This is a genomic window from Pantoea sp. GW821-FHT03E06 (genome assembly GCF_059420725.1).
The window spans coordinates 2,820,999-2,845,845 of record NZ_JBWKUG010000001.1; the positions used below are offsets into that span (position 1 = coordinate 2,820,999).

18 protein-coding genes are annotated in these 24,847 nt (G+C 53.7%); 7 read left to right on the forward strand and 11 right to left on the reverse strand.

Going from position 1 to position 24,847, the window contains the following annotated elements; all coding sequences use genetic code 11:
- Positions 1–11: 11 nt before the first annotated feature.
- Together rcsD and rcsB are read left to right on the forward strand one after the other, a co-directional pair.
- The gene (gene rcsD / locus AC07WB_RS13170; RefSeq protein WP_097096607.1) at positions 12–2,675 is read left to right on the forward strand and encodes a phosphotransferase RcsD; all 2,664 of its coding nucleotides are present in this window, start codon (positions 12–14) and stop codon (positions 2,673–2,675) included.
- 1 nt (position 2,676) lies between these two features.
- Positions 2,677–3,327, forward strand: coding sequence for a response regulator transcription factor RcsB (gene rcsB / locus AC07WB_RS13175; protein ID WP_007889370.1), 651 nt, complete (start codon positions 2,677–2,679; stop codon positions 3,325–3,327).
- 39 nt (positions 3,328–3,366) lie between these two features.
- Here rcsB and rcsC read toward each other — a convergent pair whose 3' ends face one another.
- Both rcsC and gyrA read right to left on the reverse strand, forming a co-directional pair.
- Positions 3,367–6,222: a two-component system sensor histidine kinase RcsC gene (gene rcsC, locus AC07WB_RS13180; RefSeq protein WP_097096606.1), complete on the reverse strand. Its 2,856-nt coding sequence runs from the start codon at positions 6,220–6,222 to the stop codon at positions 3,367–3,369.
- A 164-nt stretch (positions 6,223–6,386) separates the two neighbouring features.
- Positions 6,387–9,026, reverse strand: coding sequence for a DNA topoisomerase (ATP-hydrolyzing) subunit A (gyrA, locus tag AC07WB_RS13185; RefSeq protein WP_097096605.1), 2,640 nt, complete (start codon positions 9,024–9,026; stop codon positions 6,387–6,389).
- Between the two features lie 176 nt (positions 9,027–9,202).
- Here gyrA and ubiG point away from each other — a divergent pair, with 176 nt between their 5' ends.
- The 4 genes from ubiG (at position 9,203) to yfaE (ending at position 14,192) form a co-directional block, all read left to right on the forward strand.
- Entirely contained in the window at positions 9,203–9,928 is a 726-nt protein-coding gene (ubiG, locus tag AC07WB_RS13190; RefSeq protein WP_097096604.1) for a bifunctional 2-polyprenyl-6-hydroxyphenol methylase/3-demethylubiquinol 3-O-methyltransferase UbiG, read from the forward strand.
- 531 nt (positions 9,929–10,459) lie between these two features.
- Positions 10,460–12,745, forward strand: a complete 2,286-nt coding sequence (nrdA, locus tag AC07WB_RS13195; RefSeq protein WP_097096603.1) for a class 1a ribonucleoside-diphosphate reductase subunit alpha — start codon at positions 10,460–10,462, stop codon at positions 12,743–12,745.
- Between the two features lie 53 nt (positions 12,746–12,798).
- Entirely contained in the window at positions 12,799–13,929 is a 1,131-nt protein-coding gene (nrdB, locus tag AC07WB_RS13200) for a class Ia ribonucleoside-diphosphate reductase subunit beta (RefSeq protein ID WP_007889356.1), read from the forward strand.
- Positions 13,930–13,931: 2 nt separating this feature from the next.
- Complete coding sequence (gene yfaE / locus AC07WB_RS13205) at positions 13,932–14,192, forward strand: class I ribonucleotide reductase maintenance protein YfaE (protein WP_061717835.1); 261 nt, start codon at positions 13,932–13,934, stop codon at positions 14,190–14,192.
- A 54-nt stretch (positions 14,193–14,246) separates the two neighbouring features.
- Here the strand turns inward: yfaE and AC07WB_RS13210 are convergent, their stop codons facing one another.
- Both AC07WB_RS13210 and elaB read right to left on the reverse strand, forming a co-directional pair.
- Complete coding sequence (locus AC07WB_RS13210; RefSeq protein WP_097096602.1) at positions 14,247–15,443, reverse strand: nicotinamide mononucleotide deamidase-related protein YfaY; 1,197 nt, start codon at positions 15,441–15,443, stop codon at positions 14,247–14,249.
- Between the two features lie 145 nt (positions 15,444–15,588).
- Complete coding sequence (elaB, locus tag AC07WB_RS13215) at positions 15,589–15,897, reverse strand: stress response protein ElaB (RefSeq protein WP_007889349.1); 309 nt, start codon at positions 15,895–15,897, stop codon at positions 15,589–15,591.
- 308 nt (positions 15,898–16,205) lie between these two features.
- Here elaB and AC07WB_RS13220 point away from each other — a divergent pair, with 308 nt between their 5' ends.
- A complete protein-coding gene (locus tag AC07WB_RS13220; RefSeq protein ID WP_097096601.1) occupies positions 16,206–17,864 on the forward strand; it encodes a glucan biosynthesis protein D in 1,659 nt (552 codons plus the stop codon).
- A gap of 28 nt (positions 17,865–17,892) precedes the next feature.
- On the opposite strand, the gene AC07WB_RS13225 is transcribed toward AC07WB_RS13220, so the two are convergent.
- The 7 genes from AC07WB_RS13225 to nuoI all read right to left on the reverse strand — a co-directional run bounded on the left by AC07WB_RS13225 (position 17,893) and on the right by nuoI (position 24,837).
- On the reverse strand, positions 17,893–18,345 hold the full coding sequence (locus AC07WB_RS13225) for a GNAT family N-acetyltransferase (protein WP_345828913.1): 453 nt from the start codon (positions 18,343–18,345) through the stop codon (positions 17,893–17,895).
- Positions 18,346–18,532: 187 nt separating this feature from the next.
- Positions 18,533–19,990, reverse strand: a complete 1,458-nt coding sequence (gene nuoN / locus AC07WB_RS13230) for an NADH-quinone oxidoreductase subunit NuoN (RefSeq protein ID WP_494940647.1) — start codon at positions 19,988–19,990, stop codon at positions 18,533–18,535.
- A gap of 6 nt (positions 19,991–19,996) precedes the next feature.
- Positions 19,997–21,517: an NADH-quinone oxidoreductase subunit M gene (gene nuoM, locus AC07WB_RS13235; protein WP_097096598.1), complete on the reverse strand. Its 1,521-nt coding sequence runs from the start codon at positions 21,515–21,517 to the stop codon at positions 19,997–19,999.
- Between the two features lie 84 nt (positions 21,518–21,601).
- Complete coding sequence (nuoL, locus tag AC07WB_RS13240) at positions 21,602–23,437, reverse strand: NADH-quinone oxidoreductase subunit L (protein ID WP_345828911.1); 1,836 nt, start codon at positions 23,435–23,437, stop codon at positions 21,602–21,604.
- Positions 23,434–23,736, reverse strand: coding sequence for an NADH-quinone oxidoreductase subunit NuoK (nuoK, locus tag AC07WB_RS13245; RefSeq protein ID WP_007889334.1), 303 nt, complete (start codon positions 23,734–23,736; stop codon positions 23,434–23,436). Before nuoK ends, nuoL begins: the two co-directional genes overlap by 4 nt.
- The gene (gene nuoJ / locus AC07WB_RS13250) at positions 23,733–24,284 is read right to left on the reverse strand and encodes an NADH-quinone oxidoreductase subunit J (protein WP_494940648.1); all 552 of its coding nucleotides are present in this window, start codon (positions 24,282–24,284) and stop codon (positions 23,733–23,735) included. Before nuoJ ends, nuoK begins: the two co-directional genes overlap by 4 nt.
- A gap of 10 nt (positions 24,285–24,294) precedes the next feature.
- Positions 24,295–24,837, reverse strand: coding sequence for an NADH-quinone oxidoreductase subunit NuoI (nuoI, locus tag AC07WB_RS13255; RefSeq protein ID WP_007889332.1), 543 nt, complete (start codon positions 24,835–24,837; stop codon positions 24,295–24,297).
- Positions 24,838–24,847 lie beyond the last annotated feature (10 nt).

Consider the following 24,847-nt stretch of genomic DNA (forward strand, 5'->3'; position numbering starts at 1 on the left):
CCTGAGACACTATGCTTTATAAATTTCCTCTGACATCCGGCAACGTTACGCGCTTTTTCGTGGTGTTTAACCTGGTGCTTTTTCTGGCGCTGGGCGCGATGGTGCACAATAGCGTCAATGCCTGGATTACGGAAAAGCGCTATGCGATGACCGATTTGGCGCGTGCCATGCAGAAACGCATTGATGCATCGCGCTTTGCCACCTGGCAGATCTATGAAAATCTTGCCACCAGCGCCGCCGGCTCAACGCCGAATAGCAATCTGCAGGAAACGCGTCTGCGCCCGGATGTCTATTATCTGGAAAAAACCCGCCGTAAAACCGAAGCGCTGATTTTTGGATCGCACGATAGCAGCACGTTGGATATGACCATGCGCATGTCCAACTATCTTGATACGCTGTGGGGCGCGGAGAATCCAACCTGGTCGATGTATTTTCTGAATGGTCAGGATAATAGCCTGATCATGATCTCCACCCTGCCGCTGAAAGATATGGCGACACGTTACAAAGAGAGCGCGATCAATACGCTGGTCGATAGCCGCCGCGCCGAAATGTTGCAGCAGGCCAATGCGCTGGATGAGCGTGAAAGCTTCTCACCGCTACGCCACTTTGCCTGGCAGAACGATCACTACTTTACCCTGCGCACCACCTTCAACCAGCCGGGCCATTTAGCCACCGTCGTGGCCTTTGATTTGCCGGTTAACGATCTGATTCCGCGCAATATGCCGCTGGAGAATTTCCAGCTGCGTCAGGATGCCACGCAAACCAGCAGCACCCCCACCAGCAACGACGATAGCAGCAGTGAAAGCACCCATGTGGCGCTGGTTAACCCTAACCTGGAAATTGCTGCCTCACTGCCAAGTACGTCGTTGCAGTTAGTGTACCGCGTGCCGCTCACGAGCCTGGCGATGGATACGTTGCATAATCTGATGTGGCCGCTGTTGATCAACCTTGTGCTGTTTTTGCTGTCGATTGCCGGTATCACCCTGCTGCGTCAGCAATCGCTGCGCCCTAACGAGAACCAGAGCGCCGAACTCGATTCCCTGCGGATGCTGAACGAAGAGATTGTTGCCAGTCTGCCCGTGGGTTTGCTGGTGTATGACTTCGCGACTAACCGCACGCTGCTCAGCAATAAAATCGCTGAACACCTGCTGCCGCATCTGAATCTGCAGAAAATCATCAATATGTCCGATCAGCATCAGGGCGTATTGCAAGCGACCATCAATAACGAAGTGTATGAAATTCGCCATGCGCGCAGCGTGCTGTCGCCGCATACGCAGCTATTTATGATGCGCGATCAGGACCGAGAATTACTGGTCAATAAGAAGCTGCAGAAGGCGCAACAGGTGCTGGATCGTAATCACCAAATGCGTCAGCAGCTGATGCAAAATCTGGGACATGCGCTGAATCGCCCCTTGCAAAGCATGGTGACGCAGCTGGTGCAGCTCAGCCAGCGGGACGATGATGAAAGCGTGCTCGATCTGCTCGACGAAAGTCAGGCATTGGCACGGCTGGTGGATGACATTGTGCTGCTTAATCGCCTCGAAGCGCATGACTGGTCGCCGGATGCCAGCGTATTCAATCTGCAGGATATGCTGGACGAAATCGCGCTGGAAAGCCTGCCGTTGCTGCGTCGTAAAGGTCTGGCGCTGGTGGTGAATAATCATCTTGCCAATGATGAAATGCGCTTTGGCGATCGTCGCGCCCTGCGCAAAGTGTTGACCACGTTAATGCACTATTCGCTGACCACCACACGCTGGGGCAAGATTTCGCTGGAGATTAAAACCAGCGAGGAAAAACCCAATCAGGTATTGCTGCAGCTGGTGGATACCGGCTCCGGCCTGAGCATCGATGAACTGGCGAATGTCGATTTCCCCTACCTTGGCGATACTACGCAAGATCGCTTCGGCCAGGCATCGGGCATGGCATTTTTCCTGTGTAAACAGCTGTGTAAACAGATGGGTGGCCAGCTTGAGATCATCGCTAAACCCGATATCGGAACGCGCTATAACATTCAGCTGCCGCTGGCGCTGGAACAGCAGGGCGAACAGGAAGAGAAGCTGCTGGAAGGCGTGACCGCTCTGGTCGATATCGCCGTTGAAGACGTGCATAAAATTGTTTGCCGCCATCTGGAAAACTGGGGAGCGAAATGCCTGACTTCCGACGAACGTTTGACCGGCCAGGATCATGATGTCCTGGTAACCGACGATCCCGCCCGCATGACGGGCTGGGCGCTGCTGCTGGCCGGTGACGAAATCGGTCATCACGCACTGAATGATAAGCAATTCAGGGTCAACTTCAATCTCAGCAACGCGCTGCTTGATGCGTTGCTGGCCCTGATCGAGAAGCAACTTGCCCATGATTTAATGGAGGAGAGTAGCGAAGATGAAGCAGCCTCACCGCTGTTAAGCGGTGGCTATTTCCAGCTGTTTACCGAGACAGTACCGCCAGATGTGAAGAGACTGTATACTGAAGCGGCGGAAAAGGATTATCCCTCGCTTGCTCAGACAGCACATCGCCTGAAAGGCGTGTTTGCCATGCTCAATCTGGGGTCAGGTAAACAGCTTTGTGAAGCGTTAGAACAACACATAAAAGTATGTGACGATTTGACCATTAAAAATACCACCAGTGAAATTGACGCGTACGTCAGCCAACTGCTGCAGCAAGGTAACCAATAAGATGAATAACTTGAACGTAATTATTGCCGATGACCATCCGATCGTTCTGTTCGGTATCCGTAAGTCGCTGGAACAGATCGAATGGGTTAACGTTGTAGGTGAGTTTGAAGACTCAACAGCACTGGTAAACAGCCTGCCCAAACTGGACGCCAATGTCCTGATTACCGATCTCTCAATGCCGGGCGAGAAGTATGGCGACGGTATCACCCTGATCAAATACATTAAACGTCACTATCCGGATCTCTCGATTATCGTTCTTACCATGAACAATAACCCAGCGATCCTGAGCGCGGTGTTGGATCTGGATATTGAAGGGATTGTCCTGAAACAAGGCGCACCAACCGATCTGCCTAAAGCCCTGGCTGCTTTACAGAAAGGTAAAAAATATACGCCGGAAAGCGTGGCAAAACTGCTGGAGCGCATCAGCGCCGGTGGCTACGGTGACAAGCGTCTGTCGCCGAAAGAGAGCGAAGTGCTGCGTCTGTTCGCAGAAGGCTTCCTGGTGACGGAGATTGCCAAGAAGCTGAACCGCAGTATCAAAACCATCAGTAGCCAGAAGAAATCAGCGATGATGAAACTGGGCGTGGAAAACGATATTGCGCTTTTGAACTATCTCTCTTCCGTTAGCGCCACTCAGGTCGACAAAGAGTAATACTTGCGGGCGGTGTTGCACACACCGCCCGTACTTTCACTAGGTCCCTTCCCTGCCCTTCCTGACGCGTTCTGCATACATCGCTAGCGTGGTTTTTAGCACATCCAGCGTCACCGGTTTCGACAGACAGTTATCCATGCCCGCATCCATACAACGCTGCTTCTCTTCTGCCAGCGCATTCGCCGTAACGCCAATCACCGGGAACGTGTGCCCTAACTGGCGTAAACGTTGCGTTAGGCGATAACCATCCATATTTGGCATGTTGACGTCGCTCAGCACAATATCGATATGGTTACGACTCAGCACGTTCAATGCATCAACGCCATCCTGTGCCGTTTTGGTTTGATAACCGACGGTACCAAGCTGCTCTGACAGCAGCATGCGGTTGATTGGATGGTCATCGACGATCAGCACCATAATATCGTCGTAATTGGCGGTTTCCTGCGGTGTAGCCAGCGGCAGCGGCGTGGCGGTTTCACTATTGATATTGATACGGTAAATACGGCCAAGCAGCTGCGGTAAATCGTGCAGCATGGCGCTGCTCTGAATCCACTGCCCCGGCGAGGTTTCCTGCGGCATATCAATGTGCTCACCGCAGATACGAATACACGCACGCCCGCTTTGTGCGGGAAGTTCGTCATGATCGCTGATAATGACATCATCACTCGCCGCCTGGCCCTGATAATACGCCGCCTGAATGCCCTGCTGTTGCAGCAAACGCAGCAGGAAGCTGGCGAGATACTCATTGCGCATATCCAGCCAGATGGCTTTTTCCTGTAAACCGTCCAGCAGCGGTGGCGCTGCCAGCTGACCAGAATAGATCGGAATGCGCACGATAAACTGGCTGCCCATGCCTGGCTCGGAATCGACTTCGATATCGCCATCCATCATGTTGATCAGCTTTTCGCAGATCGCCAGACCCAATCCGGTTCCCTGGAAGTTGCGCTGCACGCCAGAACCCACCTGGAAGAAGGGATCGAACAGGCGCGTTACCTCTTTGGCCGGAATGCCGACGCCGGTATCGCGCACGCGGAACGCCAGATACCCCTCTTTAACATAGGCATGCAGAATGATGCAGCCGGTGTGGGTAAACTTGATGGCGTTGTTCAGCAAGTTTGAAATGACCTGCTGCAAACGCATCGCATCGCCATCCAGCGCCAGCGGCACATCATTTTCGATAAATACATACAGCGTCAGGCGCTTGCGAACCACCAATGATAAATAATTGCTGGCGATGTGATTGACCACTTCTCGCGGCGAGAACGGATGTGGTTCGATTTTCAGCTGTTCAGATTCGATTTTAGAGAAGTCGAGAATGTCGCTGATGATCTTCAGCAACAGGCTCGAGGAGTTGTTCATAGCGGTAACCAGCGAATCGACGCCTTTCGGCAGCGTTTTGGTTTGTAGCAGATCGAGGTTACCGATAATACCGTAAAGCGGCGTACGCAACTCATGGCTAACCGTAGCCAGGAACATTGATTTTGACTGGCTGGCCTGCTCGGCCGAGTGCGCCATCTCCTGCAGCGATTGCTCCATGCGCACGCGCGCCGAAACATCCACCAGCACGCAAATCGCGACGTTTTCATTGCGATAGCGGGAGTGCACAAAGCTGATCTGCAGGTTGGTATTACTTCCCGTGAGCACATCAACGAAATTGACCTGCTGACCGCCGATAATCTCATTCAGCCGCTGGCGATCTTCCTGTGTGAGAAGCGTCAGATAGTTGTGCGCCAGCTCATTACTTAGAATATTGGTACCGTCGCTGGTACGCAAAATACAGATACCGACCGGCGCAGAAGCGACAATCTTACGGTTAAACTGCTCGTGCTCCTCAAGCCGATGCGCATTCTCCTCCGCCGGCAGGAACATACGCCGCTCGAATATCCACGCCAGCGTGAACAAAATTACCGCCGTGAAGATGTTGAGTAACAGCGCGTTAATGAGCATCAGTTTGAGCTGATCCATTAACACATCGGTGGAAAGCGACCACACCACATTAAGATTGGTTGGCGGCAGCGGCTTTTTCAACACCAGCTGGCGATAGCTATCGAGATAACCAAACCAGGTACTGTTGTCCGGCAGGTCGTCCAGCGAGTAACCCGGACCACCGCGACGCGAGCTGATCAGCGGCCGATAGTTTTCATCGGTGATGGTGGCCACCAGCGGCAAACCGCCCGGCTGAATAAACTCATCCAGGCGAATATTCTGCTCTACGCCGAGCAGTGCCTGCAGTTTGTTTGCCACATACACCGGCATCACCATATAGAAGTTGCCGACGCCTGGCTGCGCGCTGCTGGTGATCCAGTACATCGGATTGCGGCGCTCTTCTTCATTACCATTCCGATAGTGCAGGACACGCTCGCGCAGTGCTTTCAGGCTGCGTTCACGATCGACTGAATTGTTGGTGCCGATGGTGAAATCTGCCAGACACTGATTTTCGCCACTGACGAAAAACACCCGGTTCAATTCATAGGCCGAGGCAAAGTTACTTTTCCAGTAATTAATGTAATCGCTGAGCGAATCCAGCGAATTGCGCCAGGTGTTGCTCATTGAGGTGCAGTCACCGTCGGAAAATAGCGGCGTGAACTGCGGCAGCGTGCCTTTGCCCGGCGGTAAACCGTTCAACACGTCCAGACCGTTAGCGCTACTGCTCAGGCGATTTTCGGTGATGTATTTCAGTTCGCGCATCACATCAGCAGAGTGACGGATGTACCATTCCGCCTGGCCGTAATTCGTTGCAAACTCCTGACGAACCGCATTCTCTTTCTCGTGCAGCACATTGATGATGTAAAAAGTCGTCAGTAGCGCACCCAGCGCCCAGAGCAGCAACGCCAGCGCACGAAAAAGGTAGCGCGAGATACGGAGCGTGGTGCGAAAGGAGACAAGATATTTCAAAAGAGGCTCACTGGCGGTAAGGGGTTATCAGGATGTTGGAAAGCTCCCATACACTAGCTTTATCGGCCCTAAAAAGCCAGTTGGCGTGCGCCGTTAGCGTAAAACTCAGATAAAAAAACGGCAGGTCAATTTAATGACCTGCCGTTTATCAACCACCTTACGGATTACTCTTCGTCGTCGGCTTCCGGCGCTTCGTCATCGCTTTCCACTTCCGGCGCGATATCTTCTTCGCCTTCCGCTACGCTGCCGTCAATGGCGTCGAGTTCTTCCTCTTCCACCGGCTCAGCAACACGTTGCAGACCCACGACATTTTCATCTTCCGCAGTACGGATCAGAATCACGCCTTGAGTGTTACGGCCAACCACGCTGACTTCCGACACGCGGGTACGTACCAGCGTTCCGGCATCGGTGATCATCATGATCTGATCGCCATCCACCACCTGTACCGCGCCAATAACTGGCCCGTTTCGATCGGTGACTTTAATCGAGATCACGCCCTGCGTTGCACGCGATTTGGTTGGATACTCGCTATTAGCAGTACGTTTACCGTAACCGTTCTGCGTCACGGTGAGGATCGCGCCCTCTTCGCGTGGCACAATCAGCGACACCACTTTGTCTTTCTCAGCCAGCTTGATACCGCGAACGCCTGAGGCAGAACGGCCCATCGCACGCACGGCGGTTTCGGCAAAGCGCACCACTTTACCGGCGGCAGAGAACAGCATCGCTTCGTCGCTACCGTTGGTCAGCGCCACACCAATCAGCTCATCATCCTCACGCAGGTTGATGGCGATGATGCCCGCACTACGTGGACGGCTGAACTCTTGCAGAGCGGTTTTCTTCACGGTGCCGCTCGCGGTTGCCATGAAGATGTTGAAGCCTTCGGTATATTCACGCACCGGCAGGATAGCGGTGATACGTTCGTTGGCTTCCAGCGGCAACAGGTTAACGATGGGACGACCACGCGCACCACGGCTGGCTTCTGGCAGCTGATAGACCTTCATCCAGTAGAGACGGCCACGGCTGGAGAAGCACAGAATGGTGTCGTGGGTGTTGGCCACCAGCAGACGATCGATAAAGTCTTCTTCTTTAATACGTGCGGCTGATTTGCCTTTGCCACCGCGGCGCTGGGCTTCATAGTCGGTCAACGGTTGATATTTGACATAACCCTGATGCGACAGCGTAACCACCACGTCTTCCTGATTGATCAGGTCTTCGATGTTGATGTCAGCACTATTGGCGGTGATTTCCGTACGACGGGCATCGCCGAACTGATCGCGCATCTGCTCCAGCTCTTCACGAATCACTTCCATCAAGCGCTCAGCGCTCTGCAGGATGTAAAGCAGTTCAGCAATCTGGTCCAGCAGCTCTTTGTACTCGTCGAGCAGTTTTTCGTGCTCAAGGCCGGTCAGTTTCTGCAGACGCAAATCCAGAATCGCCTGCGCTTGCTGCTCGGTCAGATAATATTGACCATCGCGAATACCAAACTCGGCTTCCAGCCACTCCGGACGCGCGGCATCATTACCGGCACGTTCCAGCATGGCAGCCACATTGCCGAGATCCCACGACTGCGCCAAAAGGCCCAGTTTCGCTTCTGCAGGTGTTGGTGCACGACGAATCAGTTCGATGATCGGATCGATGTTCGCCAATGCAATCGCCAAGCCTTCAAGGATGTGGGCACGATCGCGCGCTTTACGCAGTTCGAAAATGGTACGACGCGTCACCACTTCGCGGCGATGGCGCACGAAGGCTTCAATGATGCCTTTCAGCGTCATGATCTTCGGCTGGCCCTGATGCAGCGCCACCATGTTGATGCCGAAAGAAACCTGCAGCTGCGTCAGTGAGTAGAGGTTGTTGAGAACCACTTCACCCACCGCATCGCGTTTGATCTCAATGACAATACGCATGCCGTCTTTGTCAGATTCATCACGCAGTGCGCTGATACCTTCAACGCGCTTCTCTTTCACCAGCTCAGCAATCTTCTCGATCAGACGCGCTTTGTTCACCTGATACGGCAGTTCGTGAACGATGATGGTTTCACGCCCGGTCTTGGCATCGGTTTCCACTTCGCCACGCGCGCGGATATAAATCTTGCCGCGCCCGGTGCGATAGGCTTCTTCGATACCGCGGCGGCCATTGATAAACGCAGCAGTCGGGAAATCTGGCCCGGTGATGTGCTCCATCAAGCCTTCAACGGTAATGTCTTCATCTTCGATGAAAGCCAGGCAGCCGTTAATCACTTCCGTGAGGTTGTGCGGTGGAATATTGGTGGCCATACCTACCGCGATACCGGAAGAACCGTTTACCAGCAGGTTAGGAATTTTGGTTGGCAGGACTTCAGGAATCTGCTCGGTGCCGTCATAGTTCGGCACGAAATCGACGGTTTCCTTTTCCAGGTCAGCCAGCAGCTCCGAGGAAATCTTTGCCATACGGACTTCGGTATAACGCATCGCTGCAGCGGAGTCGCCGTCGACTGAACCAAAGTTACCCTGACCGTCAACCAGCATATAGCGCAGGGAGAACGGCTGGGCCATACGCACGATACTTTCATATACCGCGGAATCGCCGTGCGGGTGATATTTACCGATGACGTCACCGACCACACGGGCGGATTTTTTATAGGGTTTATTCCAGTCGTTACCCAGTTCGCTCATGGCAAAAAGCACACGGCGGTGTACCGGCTTCAAACCATCACGCACATCGGGTAAGGCTCGGCCAACAATGACCGACATGGCGTAATCGAGGTAAGAGTTCTTTAACTCTTCTTCGATATTGACCGGTGTAATTTCTCTCGCAAGGTCGCTCATGGAGCCGCTATCCCTCTACATAATCCCGGATTTAAAGGTGCGAAAGTATATCACATCGCTTCCCTTCGGTGAACGTAAACCAGGGCTTAATGCCGCTTTTCCTTCGCTGCCAGAGATGCGCTCACCGCGCTTAAGCGTTTATACTGAGGGAATATTTTGTCTGGAGTGATGATTCAATGAGTGAACAACCGCAGGAAAGCCGCCAGAACGTTGACCACGCCGAGATCGCCAAGTTTGAGGCGGTGGCATCGCGCTGGTGGGATTTAGAAGGTGAATTTAAGCCTCTACACCGCATCAATCCCCTGCGACTTGGCTGGATTGCGCAGCACAGCCATGGCCTGTTCGGTAAGAAAGTCCTCGATGTTGGCTGCGGTGGCGGCATTCTGGCCGAAAGCATGGCGCGCGAAGGCGCTGAGGTTACTGGCCTGGATATGGGTGCGGAGCCGCTGGAAGTGGCGCGTCTGCACGCGCTGGAGAGCGGCGTCAGCGTTAATTACGTACAGCAAACCGTGGAAGATCACGCCGCCAGCCATGCTGGTCAATATGATGTGGTGACCTGTATGGAGATGCTGGAGCATGTGCCCGATCCACGTTCCGTGGTGCTAGCCTGCGCACAACTGGTGAAGCCGGGCGGCGAAGTGTTCTTCTCCACTATTAACCGTAATCCCAAAGCCTGGCTGCTGGCGGTATTTGGTGCAGAGTATGTGCTACGCATGGTGCCGCGCGGCACCCATGACGTGAAGAAGTTTATCCGTCCGGCCGAGTTGTTGAATTGGGTGGATGAAACGCCGCTGCGCGAAAGAAATATGATTGGCCTGCACTACAATCCGCTGAGTAATCAGTTCCGACTCGGCCGCGGCGTTGACGTGAACTATATGATTCATACCCACCGCCAGGATTGATCAACCCGGTGCGCATGAATGCGCACACTACAATATTCTGCCCGCAGGGTCGCCATTCATGGCGACCCGCTATCCAGATCAATTTCCTTTTAGACGCGTGCCTGCCTTTTTTATAGGCTTAGCAAGTCACAAAAAATTCATAAGCAATTTTAGATAAGTTCGCTGCTGGCGGCCTTGTCAGGGCTTATTTGACCTCAGATAATTCTCGAATCGTATCAGTTGAGCAAGAAACACGCGCTCGATCATAAAGTGAAAAAAAAGTACTGAGCGGTTGACACGATGTGCAGGCCTTGCGGCATGGGGATCCAGGATTTTAGCCACCCTCTAAGGACGATTTTTTAGTGAAAATCAACTCTTGTTAAGAAGAGATTGCTGACTAGAATACTCACCATATTGTTGTTCAAACTTCCCGCACCCCCTATATATAGTGTTTATTCACAGGCTTACTCACAACGAGCGGCTTGTGCATAGACCTTGTGCATAGATGGGGGATAAATACGTCATTCATGCATGGACAGGTAAAAACGCGACATGAACCAAAGTCTGCTCGTTACTAAACGCGATGGCCGCCAGGAGCGCATTGATCTCGACAAAATTCACCGTGTACTGGATTGGGCAGCCGAAGGGCTGAACAACGTTTCCGTTTCACAGGTTGAACTGCGCTCACACATTCAGTTCTATGATGGCATCAGAACCTCTGATATTCATGAGACCATCATCAAGGCTGCCGCAGACCTGATCTCACGTGATGCGCCAGATTACCAATACCTGGCCGCGCGCCTGGCGATCTTCCACCTGCGTAAAAAAGCTTACGGCCAGTTTGAACCGCCGAAGTTGTACGACCAGGTGGTGAAGATGGTTGAGATGGGCAAATATGACCGTCACCTGCTGGAAGATTACAGCACCGAAGAGTTCGCGCAGATGGACGAGTTCATCGACCATTGGCGCGACATGAACTTCTCCTACGCCGCGGTTAAGCAGCTGGAAGGAAAGTATCTGGTGCAGAACCGCGTCAGCGGTGAAATCTACGAAAGCGCTCAATTCCTCTACATTCTGGTGGCGGCTTGCCTGTTCTCTGGCTACCCGCGCGAAACCCGTATGGATTACGTGAAGCGCTTCTACGATGCGATCTCTACCTTCAAGATCTCATTGCCGACGCCGATTATGTCCGGCGTGCGTACCCCAACCCGTCAGTTCAGCTCTTGCGTGCTGATCGAGTGCGGCGATAGCCTTGACTCGATCAATGCTACCTCCAGCGCCATTGTGAAATACGTTTCACAGCGCGCCGGTATCGGCATCAACGCCGGCCGCATCCGTGCGCTGGGTAGCCCAATTCGCGGTGGTGAAGCGTTCCATACCGGCTGTATTCCATTCTACAAACATTTCCAGACCGCGGTGAAGTCCTGCTCACAGGGCGGCGTGCGTGGTGGTGCAGCAACGCTGTTCTATCCAATGTGGCATCTGGAAGTGGAAAGCCTGCTGGTGCTGAAAAACAACCGTGGTGTTGAAGGCAACCGCGTGCGCCACATGGATTACGGTGTGCAGATTAACAAGTTGATGTACACCCGCTTGCTGAAGGGTGAAGACATCACGCTGTTCAGCCCGTCTGACGTACCGGGCCTGTACGATGCGTTCTTCGCCGATCAGGACGAGTTCGAGCGTCTGTACACCAAATACGAGAAAGACGACAGCATCCGCAAGCAGCGCGTGAAAGCGGTTGAACTGTTCTCACTGATGATGCAGGAACGTGCTTCGACTGGCCGTATCTACATTCAGAACGTCGATCACTGCAACACCCACAGCCCGTTTGATCCGAGCATCGCGCCGGTTCGCCAATCGAATCTGTGTCTGGAAATTGCCCTGCCAACCAAACCGCTTAACGATGTGAATGACGAAAGCGGCGAAATCGCCCTGTGTACGCTGTCGGCCTTTAACCTGGGCGCGATTAACAGCCTCGACGATTTGGAAGAGCTGGCAACCCTCGCAGTGCGTGCACTTGATGCGCTGCTGGATTATCAGGATTACCCCATCCCCGCGGCACAACGCGGTGCAATGGGCCGTCGTACCTTGGGCATCGGCGTGATCAACTACGCCTATTACCTGGCGAAAAACGGCGTGCGTTATTCTGATGGCAGCGCCAACAACCTGACGCACAAAACCTTCGAAGCGATTCAGTTCTACCTGCTGAAAGCCTCGAACGAACTGGCGAAAGAGCAAGGTGCCTGCCCGTGGTTCAAAGAGACCACTTACTCGCAGGGCATTCTGCCGATCGACACCTATAAAAAGGATCTCGATGCGGTATGCAACGAGCCGCTGCATCTGGATTGGGAAGGTCTGCGTGAGTCGATCACCACGCACGGTCTGCGCAACTCTACGCTCTCGGCGCTGATGCCATCTGAAACCTCTTCGCAGATTTCGAACGCGACTAACGGTATCGAACCACCGCGTGGTCACATCAGCATCAAAGCATCCAAAGACGGCATTCTGCGTCAGGTGGTGCCAGAGTATGAGCGTCTGAAAGATCAGTACGAACTGCTGTGGGAAATGCCGTCCAACGACGGTTATCTGCAGCTGGTTGGCGTGATGCAGAAGTTTATCGATCAGGCGATTTCGTCGAACACCAACTACGATCCGAGCCGTTTTGCCAATGGCAAAGTACCGATGAAACAGCTGCTGAAAGACCTGCTGACCGCTTACAAATTTGGCGTGAAAACCCTGTACTATCAAAACACCCGTGATGGTGCAGAAGATGCACAGGACGATCTGGCGCCTTCTATTCAGGATGATGGCTGCGAAAGCGGCGCATGTAAGATCTAATCTCATCTTGTCAGGGCCGGCAACGGTCGGCCCTCTTCACATTTGGACTCAAAATGGCTTACACCACATTCTCGCAGAACAAAAATGACCAGCTGAAAGAGCCCATGTTCTTCGGCCAGTCAGTGAACGTTGCCCGCTTCGATCAGCAGAAATATGACATCTTTGAAAAGCTGATTGAGAAGCAGCTCTCCTTCTTCTGGCGTCCGGAAGAAGTCGACGTCTCGCGCGATCGTATCGATTACCAGGCGCTGCCAGAGCATGAAAAACACATCTTCATCAGCAACCTGAAGTATCAAACGCTGCTGGATTCGATTCAGGGACGTAGCCCGAACGTGGCGCTGCTGCCGCTGATTTCCATTCCTGAGCTGGAAACCTGGATTGAAACCTGGGCGTTTTCCGAGACCATCCACTCGCGCTCTTACACCCACATCATCCGTAATATCGTTAACGATCCGGCGGTGGTGTTTGACGATATCGTCACCAACGAACAAATTCTGGCGCGCGCGGAAGATATCTCGAAGTACTACGATGATCTGATCGAGATGACCAGCTACTGGCATCTGCTGGGCGAAGGCACGCATCAGGTGAACGGTAAAACCGTCACCGTTAACCTGCGCGATCTGAAAAAACAGCTATATATCTGCCTGATGAGCGTCAACGCGCTGGAAGCAATTCGCTTCTACGTCAGCTTCGCCTGTTCATTTGCTTTCGCCGAGCGCGAGCTAATGGAAGGTAACGCTAAAATCATCAAGCTGATTGCTCGCGACGAAGCGCTGCACCTGACTGGCACCCAGCATATGCTGAACCTGCTGCGCACCGGTGAAGACGATCCAGAGATGAAAGCGATTGCCGCCGAGTGCCGCGATGAATGCTACGACCTGTTCAAGAAAGCGGCCGAGCAGGAGAAAGAGTGGGCAGAATATCTGTTCAGCGGCGGTTCGATGATCGGTCTGAACAAAGACATTCTGTGCCAGTACATCGAGTACATTACCAACATCCGCATGCAGGCTGTTGGCCTCGATTTGCCGTTCCAGACGCGTTCGAACCCGATTCCATGGATCAATTCGTGGCTGGTGTCAGATAACGTGCAGGTTGCACCGCAGGAAGTGGAAGTGAGCTCGTATTTGGTCGGTCAGATTGATTCTGAAGTGGGCGAAGACGATTTCGACGGCTTCCAGCTGTAATTATGAGTCGTTCTGTTGTTATTCTGCGTAGTTCCGGCTCCCGGCTGGAGTGCGCAGAAGATCACCCTAATCTGCTGGCCACGCTTGAAGCAAACAATCTGTGCGTGGAATTTCAGTGTCGCGAAGGTTACTGCGGCTCTTGCCGCATGCGCTTACTGAAAGGCGAAGTGGATTATGCGGAAACCCCGTTGGCGTTTGTGCAGCAAGGCGAGATTTTGCCCTGCTGCTGTCGCGCCAAAGGGGAAATTGAGATCGAGCTGTGATTGAGATCGAGCCATGATTGAGAAGGTCGCCATGAATGGCGACCTTACGGCGCGCTAGTTTTTGACTGTTTCAAGAATATCAATCCAGCCGTGACCGGTGCTGACCTCGCTGCCGTGCAGCCAGCGACGCAGCATGTTCATCGCCATCATCGCCACCACTTTCTGCCGCGTTTCCACATTATGACGACCATGCATAAACTTCACACGCTGGCCCCAGCTCGCTTCCGGCGTGTGCAGCGCAATCGATACCTCGCCCTCTTCCAGATTGCCGACGGATAACGCCAGCGCGGTACTCTGCTGCTGCGCCCAATCACGCGTGCGCGCAACCAATGATTCCAGATCTTCATCCTGCGCCGGCAAGATCTCCGCTTTACTGAGGGCAACGTTTGCGGCAGCCAGCTGCCAGTGAAGTAAACCGGCGGTGAACTGCTCACTCAGCGCCAGACGTAAGCCACGATGCTGCAGTTCGCGCGCCAGCAGCGCCGGTAATCCTTCGGTGCCCTCAAAGATAGTGCATTCAGCCAGCAACAGTTTTACCTGCTGCCACACTTGCTCCATCGCCACGCGCTGCTCGGCGGGTCCGGTGAGTTTGATCTCGATGATCGGCATTGACGAGCGATAACCCATCACCACGCCTGCCGGCAGCGGTAGTGGCTCGAGCTCGGCGGCAATATCACTTTCGCCGCGGCCAAAGGTGGTGAGGCGTAAACACAGCGGCGGTTCTGGCAACGCAAAGCGCGCTTTGAGACGTGGAATGATCTCCTGCTCGACCATGACTTTAAATTCCGACGGCACGCCTGGCGTGAAGAAAATCCAGCAACGGTTGAGCTGCAACGCAAAGCCACATGCGGTGCCGACCGGGTTATCCAGCATCTCAGCATTTGCCGGGATTTCCGCCTGCTTGCGATTGCTCGGCGCCATAACCCGCCCACGGCTGGCGAACCAGGCTTCCATTTTTTCCAGCCAGGCTTGCTGAATCACTAATTCGCTACCGCTGGCAGTGGCGGCGGCCTGTGCGCTGAGATCGTCACTGGTCGGTCCTAAACCGCCATTCACAATCAGCACATCGGCAATCTGGCTGCGGCTCTGCAAGGCTTCAACCAATGAGGTCATCGCATCGCCCACGGTGCTGCGGCTGGTCATCGGTAAGCCGTGCTGGAAAAGCACATCGGCGAGCCAGGCGGCGTTAGTATCGACAATCTGCCCATGTAACACTTCATCGCCCGTTGAGAGCATTTCTACACGTATCACGTTGTGTTCTCCTTATCCCTGTTGCCTTACTGTAGAAAGCGCGCAGGCGAAACACAATCGCGGATGATGCGAAACAGAGATTTGATGGGAATGAATGAGAGGAGAAGCAGGAAGCGGGCGCGAAGCGTGTCGCGCCCGTTGGAACTTAACGTCGTGCCAGCAGTAAACCGACAAACAGGCCAGCGGCGGCACCGATGCCAATCCCCTGCCACGGTTTTTCATGCACATAATCATCGGCGCGGTAAGCCGCATTTTTGGCACGATAATAATAGCTGTCGGACGCCTGGCTAACGCGTGACTTTACGTCCTCCAGCGCTTGTTCAGCCTTGAGTTTCAGCTCGATGTATTTCTGATCGGCCGGGTCGCCCGAAGCGCGTAATACTTCTTCCAACGTTTCGGTTAGCAGCGCCAGATCGTCGTCAAGGCGGGTTTCAAATTGGTCTGATGATGACACTATATAGTTCCTCCATGTTCCTAACTAGTTGTGGTTTAACTATAGTCCTAAATTCCATTTTTGCTGGCGGCAAGCCTCCAGGAATTTACCGAGTTTCACCGCTCTCAATGCAAAGTTATGTTATCAGCGGCGTAGCGGCGCGAAATCTGCTTCGCTTATTTGATTAATCTGATAAATTTTCTGCGGACTGAATTTTTTAATTTCGCCACTGTCGTAACCCCCTGTAGCCTGACGCTCAGCGTCACACATGTGTGAAGCACGCACGACAGTCACAATACACCCGAGCAGCTAAGGATTAGATTTCCGGCATGAATCGTAGAAAATTTATGAAAGCGTCCATGGCCCTCTCCGCTGTTAGCGGCATGACGGGTCTCTCCACGCTGTTTGCACAATCCGCCTGGGCCGATGATGGCATCGCCGACGGTACCGCGGTTCGCTTCGATTTCGACTCACTGAAAAAGAAAGCCTCCGCACTGGCAAAACAGCCCTGGGGTGGCGCACCCGGCCCCCTGCCCGATACGTTGGCCAATTTAACGCCTCAGGCCTATAACGAAATTCAGTATGATGCCAATCACTCGCTGTGGAATAACATTCCCGATCGCGAACTCGATGTGCAATTCTTCCACGTTGGTATGGGTTTTAAACGCCGCATTCGCATGTTTTCGGTCGATGCCGCTAGCCGCGAAGCACGCGAGATCCACTTCCGTCCAGAACTGTTCAATTACCACGATGCCAACGTGGATACCAAACAATTGGTAGGTAAAACCGACCTCGGCTTTGCCGGTTTCCGTGCGTTTAAGAAACCGGAGCTGGCGCGCCGCGATATCGTCTCGTTCCTCGGCGCCAGCTATTTCCGCGCCGTCGATGAGACCTTCCAGTACGGCTTGTCCGCGCGCGGCGTGGCGGTTAATACCTTTAGCAATGGCAAAGAGGAGTTCCCGGACTTCACCGCCTTCTGGTTTGAAACGCCGAAAGCCGATGACACCACGTTTGTGGTGTATGCGCTGCTTGATGGTGCCAGCATTACCGGAGCCTACAAGTTCACCATTCACTGCGAAGAAAAACGCGTGGTGATGGAGGTTGAGAACCATCTGTTTGCGCGTAACGAAATCCGCCAGCTCGGCATCGCGCCAATGACCAGCATGTTCAGCTGCGGTACCAACGAACGCCGCATGTGCAACACTTACCATCCGCAAATTCACGACTCCGATCGTTTGGCGATGTGGACCGGTGAAGGTGAATGGATTGCGCGCCCGCTTAACAACCCGCAGCGCTTGCAGTTCAACGCCTATCAAGACGAGAACCCGCGTGGATTCGGCCTGCTGCAGCTCGATCATGACTTTAAAAATTACCAGGATGTGATTGGCTGGTACGACAAACGCCCAAGCCTGTGGGTGGAACCAATTGGCAAATGGGGCAAAGGCGCCATTAATGTGATGGAGATTCCTACCACCGGTGAAACGCTGGATAACATTGTTTGCTTCTGGCAGCCATCAGAACCGGTGAAAGCCGGCAGCGAATTCAACTTCCAGTACAAGCTCTACTGGAGCCAGTTGCCGCCAGTGCGCAGTGGTTTAGCGCGTGTCGATGCCACCCGTACCGGAATTGGTGGCTTCCCGGAAGGTTGGGCGCCAGGCGAACACTTCCCGGATCAGTGGTGCCGCCGCTTTGCCATTGATTTTGTCGGGGGTGATTTGAAAGCCGCTGCACCTAAGGGTATTGAGCCGGTGATTACCGTTTCTGACGGGACGTTTAAGCAGGTCGAGATACTTTATGTCGAACCGCTGAACGGTTACCGCATTCTGTTTGACTGGTATCCGAGCAGCGCTTCTACCAAGCCGGTAGATATGCGTCTGTTCCTGCGCACCAAGGATGAGACGTTAAGTGAAACCTGGCTTTATCAGTACTTCCCGCCGCCGCCAGACCAGCGTAAATATGTTGATGATCGGCAGATGACGCCGGGCTGATGATAGCGGCGAGGGGCGATCCTCGCCGCTATGCTTTCTGCATGCCGATATGAGGAATATCGTCTTCCATGTAGACTTCCGTGACCGCTTTAAAGCCCAACCTTCCGTAGAAACCTTCCAGATGTGCCTGTGCAGAGAGATAAACCGCTTGCTGTGGCCAGTATTTCTCGCAGCTTTCCAGCGCCTTCTCCATCAGGCGATAGCCTAATTTCAAACCGCGCGCCTCTTCAGAAACGATGACTCGGCCGATGAGCACCGGCGCTCCCTCTTGCGATGGTGTTAGCACCCGCGCGTACGCTAGCAGTTTACCGTCAAGAAACCCGAGAATATGGCGATTGTCTGCCGCCAAATCCTGGCCATCAATATCCTGATAAGGGCACTTTTGTTCCACGATGAAGACGTGATTACGTAGCGCGAGCAGCGTATAGAGTTGCTTTGCGGTCAGTTCGCTGTGGTGACAATCTAGCCAAAGCATTTCCATGGCGATTCCTTTTCTTAGCGTAAAAATGATGCTGCAAGAGTACCACAGCGCTAATGCGCACCGCATTGAACAGCTTTACACGCCTCAGACCTTATCTGTGCAATGTGTGCAAACTCTCATTCCGGCCTCCTTTAGGCAAAAAAAATCGGACCCGTGGGCCCGATTTCAGTTGTCGCATCAATTTGGATTACATCAGTGGCTGAGCCATCTGCACCAGCGAGATAAGCGGCTGCGGATAAACGCCAAGCAGCAGCACCAGAATTGCGGAGATCAGCACCACCACACCACCCGCTGTAAATGCCCAGTTGGCTTGTGTATCGCGGTTATGCAGTTCTGGTGGGCTGAGATACAGACTCACCGTCACGCGCAGATAGTAGTAAAGACCAATCGCACTACCGGCAACCACGGCACCACTCAACCACCACAGATGTGCATTCACACTCGAAGCGATAACGTAGAACTTACCAATGAAGCCGAGCGTCATCGGGATACCCGCCAGTGACAGCATCATTACGGTCATAACGGCTGACAAAATCGGACGGTGCCAGAACAGACCACGATATGAGTAAAGTGTATCCGCATCCGGACCTCGGTATGGGCTCGACATCAGGCTCACCACACCGAACGCACCAAGGCTGCTGAACAGATAGCCGGCCAGATAAACTCCGGCGGTTTCCAGCGACAGCTGATGGGTTTTCACCGCGATCAGCGCCACCAGCAGATAACCTAAATGCGCGATTGATGAGTAACCCAACAGACGCTTGATGTTGCTCTGGGAAATCGCCATCAGGTTACCGAACAGGATAGAGGCAAAGGCAATGATGCCCAGCACGGTTCGAACGGCTTCGCTATCAGTGACGGGCGCGTACATGAACAGGCGCATAATCACGGCGAATATAGCGATCTTGCTGGCGGTAGCCAGGAAGGTTGAAACCGGCGCAGGCGCACCCTGATAAACGTCTGGCGTCCACAGATGGAACGGCACCAAGGAAAGCTTAAAGCCCAGACCGATAATCATCATACCCAGACCCAGCAGCAACAGTGGCTCCTGAATCATGCTGTCGCTCAGGCTTTTACCCAACTGCACAAAGCTCAAGCTGCCGGAATCGGCATAGATCAGCGCGATACCGAACAGCAGGAATGATGAAGCCGCAGCTGACAGAATGGTGTATTTCAGCGACGCTTCCAGCGAACGTTTCTGGCGGAAGGCGTAACCAATCAAACCAAACAGCGGCAGAGATAGCAGTTCAATACCGATGAACAGCGCTGCCAGATGATTAGCACTCGCCAGCACAATGCCACCGAGAGCCGCAATCAGCACCAGCAGATAGAATTCATCTTTATTGTCCGGGAATCCGGCTAACCATGGATAAGCAAAGGTGCAGGTAGCCAGACTCGCTAATACCACCAACGCGGTATAGAACATTGAATAGCCATCTACGCGCAGCAGCGGCGTGACATCCATCGCCCCCGCCTGGCCGACAAACCACAGAGAAAACAGCGCAATGTTAAGTCCGATCACCGTCAACGTGGCATTAACAAAGTGATTGCGTCGCCGCGCAATGGACAGCATCACCACCACCACCGTCAATCCGACGATCAACAGCGGCAGTAATGCGATCAGATGTTGAGGAGTTATTGTCATGGCGAATTACGGCCTTGTAGTTGAAATTGAAGCGGTAAACCACTGCTGAATATTGCTCATCGCAGCATGGGACGTGTCGAGGATCGGCTGTGGATAAATCCCCAGCAGCACCAACAGCACCACCAATACGCCGATAGTCATAAACTCACGCGGTGACATGCCCGGCAGCGGATCTTTCGATTTCGCTTCACCGAAATAAGCGCGTTGCATCATGATCAAGGAGTAAACCGAAGCAAACACCAGACCAAAGGTCGCTATTACGATAATCACCGGCACCACCTGGAAGCTGCCGGTCAGAATCATGAATTCGCCAACGAAGTTACCGGTACCCGGCATACCCAGGTTAGCGACTGCGAAGAACAGCGACAGACCCGGAATCCACTTAATTCGCGACCACAAACCACCCATCTGACGCATATCACGCGTATGGAGACGTTCATACAGTTGGCCACACAAGATAAACAGCGCCGCCGCAGACAGGCCATGGGCAATCATCTGGATAACCGCGCCCTGGAATGCCAACTGGCTGCCGGTGTAGATGGCAATCAGCACGAAGCCCATGTGCGAAATCGAGGTGTAGGCAATCAGACGTTTGATATCAGTCTGTGAGAAGGCCATCCACGCCCCGTAGAAGATGCCGATAATACCCAGCCACATCGCAATGGGTGCGAATTCCGCAGACGCGTTCGGGAACAGTGGCAGGCTAAAGCGCAACAGGCCGTAGGCGGCGGTTTTTAGCAAAATACCGGCGAGGTCAACTGAACCCGCGGTCGGTGCCTGGCTATGCGCATCAGGCAGCCAACCGTGCAGTGGCACCACCGGCATTTTCACCGCAAAGGCGATGAAGAAGCCCAGCATCAGCAGATATTCAACGGTGTGTGACATCGGGGTTTTCAGCAACTCTTCATAGCTGAAGGTCCACACGCCGGTTGCGTTGTAGTGTACAAATACCAGCGCCAGAATCGCGACCAGCATAATCAGACCGGAAGCCTGGGTATAGATGAAGAACTTGGTCGCCGCACTGATGCGCGTTTTACCGTCAGAAGCTTTATGCCCCCAAAGCGCGATGAGGAAGTACATCGGCACCAGCATCATTTCCCAGAAGAAGAAGAACAGGAACATGTCGATGGAGAGGAACACGCCAATCACACCGCCAAGAATCCACATCAGATTGAGGTGGAAGAAGCCCTGATACTTCTCAATTTCGTTCCAGGAACACAGTACTGCCATCAGGCCGAGCAGGCCGGTCAACACCACCATCAGCAGCGACAGACCATCAATCGCCAGATGGAAGTTGATACCAAAACGCGGAATCCACGGCACGGAGAACGTCGATTGCCATTGCGGAATACCCGCAGCCTGCGTCAGTGAATAGCCTCCCTGCAACCAGAGCTGCAGGCCAAGCGCCAGCGTCAGGCCCATGGTGATCATGGCAATCCAGCGCGGAACTTTCGCGCCAAGGCGCTCCGCCAGCCAGCAGAGCAAGCCACCGACAAAAGGTATGATTATTAGCCAAGGTAATAACACGGCAAACTTCCCTTTTTATTGCCTTACTTCAGGCAATTTTTGACATTCTAATTGGGCGAGCGAACCCGCCCCGCTCATCAATCTTTACATCACCAGCAGCAGCGCCAGCACCACCACGGCGCCAACGCTCATCGAAGCCACGTACCAGCGCAGATAACCGTTTTCGCTCACCACCAATCCTTTATTACCGATACGCGACAGCAGCGCAGGCAGGTTCATCAGTGAGTTAAGCGGATCGCGTTTCAGTAGCCAGGCGATGCCGAGATAAGGTTTTACGAACACCTTGTCATACAGCCAGTCGAAGCCCCAGGCCGCGAACCACCAGGTGCCGAAGAAACGACCCGGCGCGCTGTTGGCGATGCTGGTCACTAGCTGACGTTTACCCAGCCACAGCGCTGCAGCGATCAGGATTCCGACGATAGCCACTACGCCTGAGGTGATTTCCAGCATCACTTTGCCGCCTTCACCAAACTCGTTCTGTGGCAATACACCCGCCAAAGGAGGTGTAATCAGCGCACCAATAAAGGTGGAGAGCACCATCAGCACAATCAGCGGCAGATGATGCGTAATACCTTTGCCGGCGTGCGCATGGATTTTCTCTTCGCCGTGGAACACGATAAAGATCATGCGGAAGGTGTAGATCGAGGTGAGGAATGCACCCACCAGACCCGCAACCATCAGATTGATGTGGCCATTTGCCAGCGCACCAAACAGGATTTCATCTTTACTGTAGAAGCCTGCGGTGATCAGCGGCAGTGCCGCCAGCGCCGCGCCACCCACCAGGAAGCAGATGTAGACCAGCGGAATACTCTTACGCAGGCCGCCCATCTTGAAGATGTTTTGCTCATGGTGGCAGGCAAGAATGACCGAGCCTGAAGAGAGGAACAGCAAGGCTTTAAAGAACGCATGCGTCATCAGGTGGAAAATTGCCGCGTCCCATGCCTGCACACCAAGCGCGAGGAACATGTAGCCGATCTGACTCATGGTGGAGTAGGCCAGCACGCGTTTGATGTCGGTTTGCACCAGCGCAGCAAAACCTGCCAGCACCAGCGTAACCGCACCCACAATGCCCACCAGATGCAGGACTTCCGGCGTCAACAGGAACAAACCATGCGTACGCGCAATCAGGTAGACACCGGCGGTAACCATGGTGGCGGCGTGAATCAGCGCCGAAACCGGAGTGGGGCCCGCCATCGCATCCGCCAGCCAGGTTTGTAGCGGCAGCTGTGCAGATTTACCGACCGCACCACCCAACAGCATCAGCGTTGCCCACTGCAGCATGTGATTGTCAGCAGCGAAGTGCGCTGGCGCCAGCTCAACCAGTTCGCGGAAGTTCAGCGTACCGAGTTCGTTGTAAAGGATGAACAACGCGAAAGCGAGGAACACGTCACCGACGCGGGTGATGATGAAGGCTTTCATCGCCGCTTTGCCGTTTTCTGGATTGCTGTAGTAGAAGCCAATCAGCAGATAGGAGCACAGGCCCACGCCTTCCCAGCCGAGATACATCAGCATCAGGTTATCGGCCAGCACCAACACCACCATGCTCGCAATGAACAGGTTGGTGTATGCGAAGAAGCGCGAATAACCTTCTTCGCCACGCATGTACCATGAAGCGAACATGTGGATGAAGAAACCAACGCCGGTTACGACTGACAGCATGGTCAGCGATAAGCCATCCAGCACCAGGTTTACTTTGATATTGAAATTGCCAACGTGAATCCAGGTCCACAGCGCCTGAGTGAACGGCTGCTGGCCCTGGTTGAAGAAGTCAAAACCGGCATAAATAGTGGTCAATGCTGCCAGACCAACAGAACCCATGCCAACGGCAGCCGACAGGTTTTCCGACCAGCGACCGCGTGAAAACGCTAACAGCAAGAAGCCAATCAGCGGAAATAATACGGTTAAATAGAGAAGATTCATCCGCGCATCTCGCTCACTGTGTCAATGTTCAGCGTCTGACGACGACGATAGAGCTGGAGCAACAGCGCCAGACCAATACTCGCTTCCGCCGCCGCAAGGCTGATGGCCAGAATGTACATCACCTGGCCGTCAGCTTGTCCCCAATAGCTGCCCGCCACCACCAGCGCTAACGCCGAGGCATTGATCATGATTTCCAGACCAATCAGCATAAACAGGATATTACGACGCAGCACCACGGAGGTCAGGCCGAGAACAAACAGCACAGCGGCCAACATCAGACCGTGTTGTAACGGGATCATGCGTGATCCTCCTTATTCGCTTGCGCATCCGCTTGACGATTGCTCAGCACTTCGCCGTGACGCTCTTCACGCCCAATATGGAAGGCCACCACCAGACCGGCCAGCAGCAGCATGGATGCCAGTTCCACTGCCAGAACGTACGAACCAAATAGGCTGATACCTACGGCTTTGGCGTCGATGATGGTGCCATCAATGCCCTGATCGTGCGCAGTGCTGATAGCGTAAATCATCACCACCAACAGCAGCAAAGAGACGATGCCTGGACCAATCCACAGTGAAGGCTTCAGCCACTCACGCTCTTGATCCTGCTGGGTTTTACCCAGGTTCAGCATCATCACCACGAAGACGAACAGCACCATAATGGCGCCGGCGTAGACGATGATTTCCAGGGCGCCAGCAAAGTAAGCACCCATCGAGAAGAACACACCAGCAATCGACAGCAGCGAGACAATCAGGTACAGCAGCGCATGTACCGGATTGGTATGCGTGATGACGCGCAACGTCGTCAGCACCGCCACCAGTCCGCAAAGATAAAACGCAAATTCCATACCTGGCTCCTTAAGGTAACAACCCTTTGACGTCGATCGGCTTGGCTTCGTTTTCCGCTTCGCCCTTCTCTTTTCCGTCGATCGCCATACCAGCCATACGATAGAAGTTGTATTCCGGGTATTTACCCGGACCGGAAATCAGCAGATCTTCCTTCTCATAAACCAGATCCTGACGCTTGAACTCACCCAGTTCGAAATCTGGCGTCAGCTGAATCGCGGTGGTTGGGCAAGCTTCTTCGCACAGACCACAGAAGATGCAGCGTGAGAAGTTGATACGGAAAAATTCCGGATACCAGCGTCCATCCTGCGTTTCGGCTTTCTGCAGCGAGATACAGCCCACAGGGCACGCTACCGCACATAAGTTACAGGCAACGCAACGCTCGGCACCATCCGGATCGCGCGTCAGCACAATACGTCCACGATAGCGCGGCGGCAGATAAACCGGCTCTTCCGGATACATTTGAGTTTCGCGCTTGGCGAAGGCATGCATGCCTATCATCCAGATACTGCGCACTGTCGTGCCGAAGCCAACGACAATATCTTTTAAAGTCATTTCATTGTCC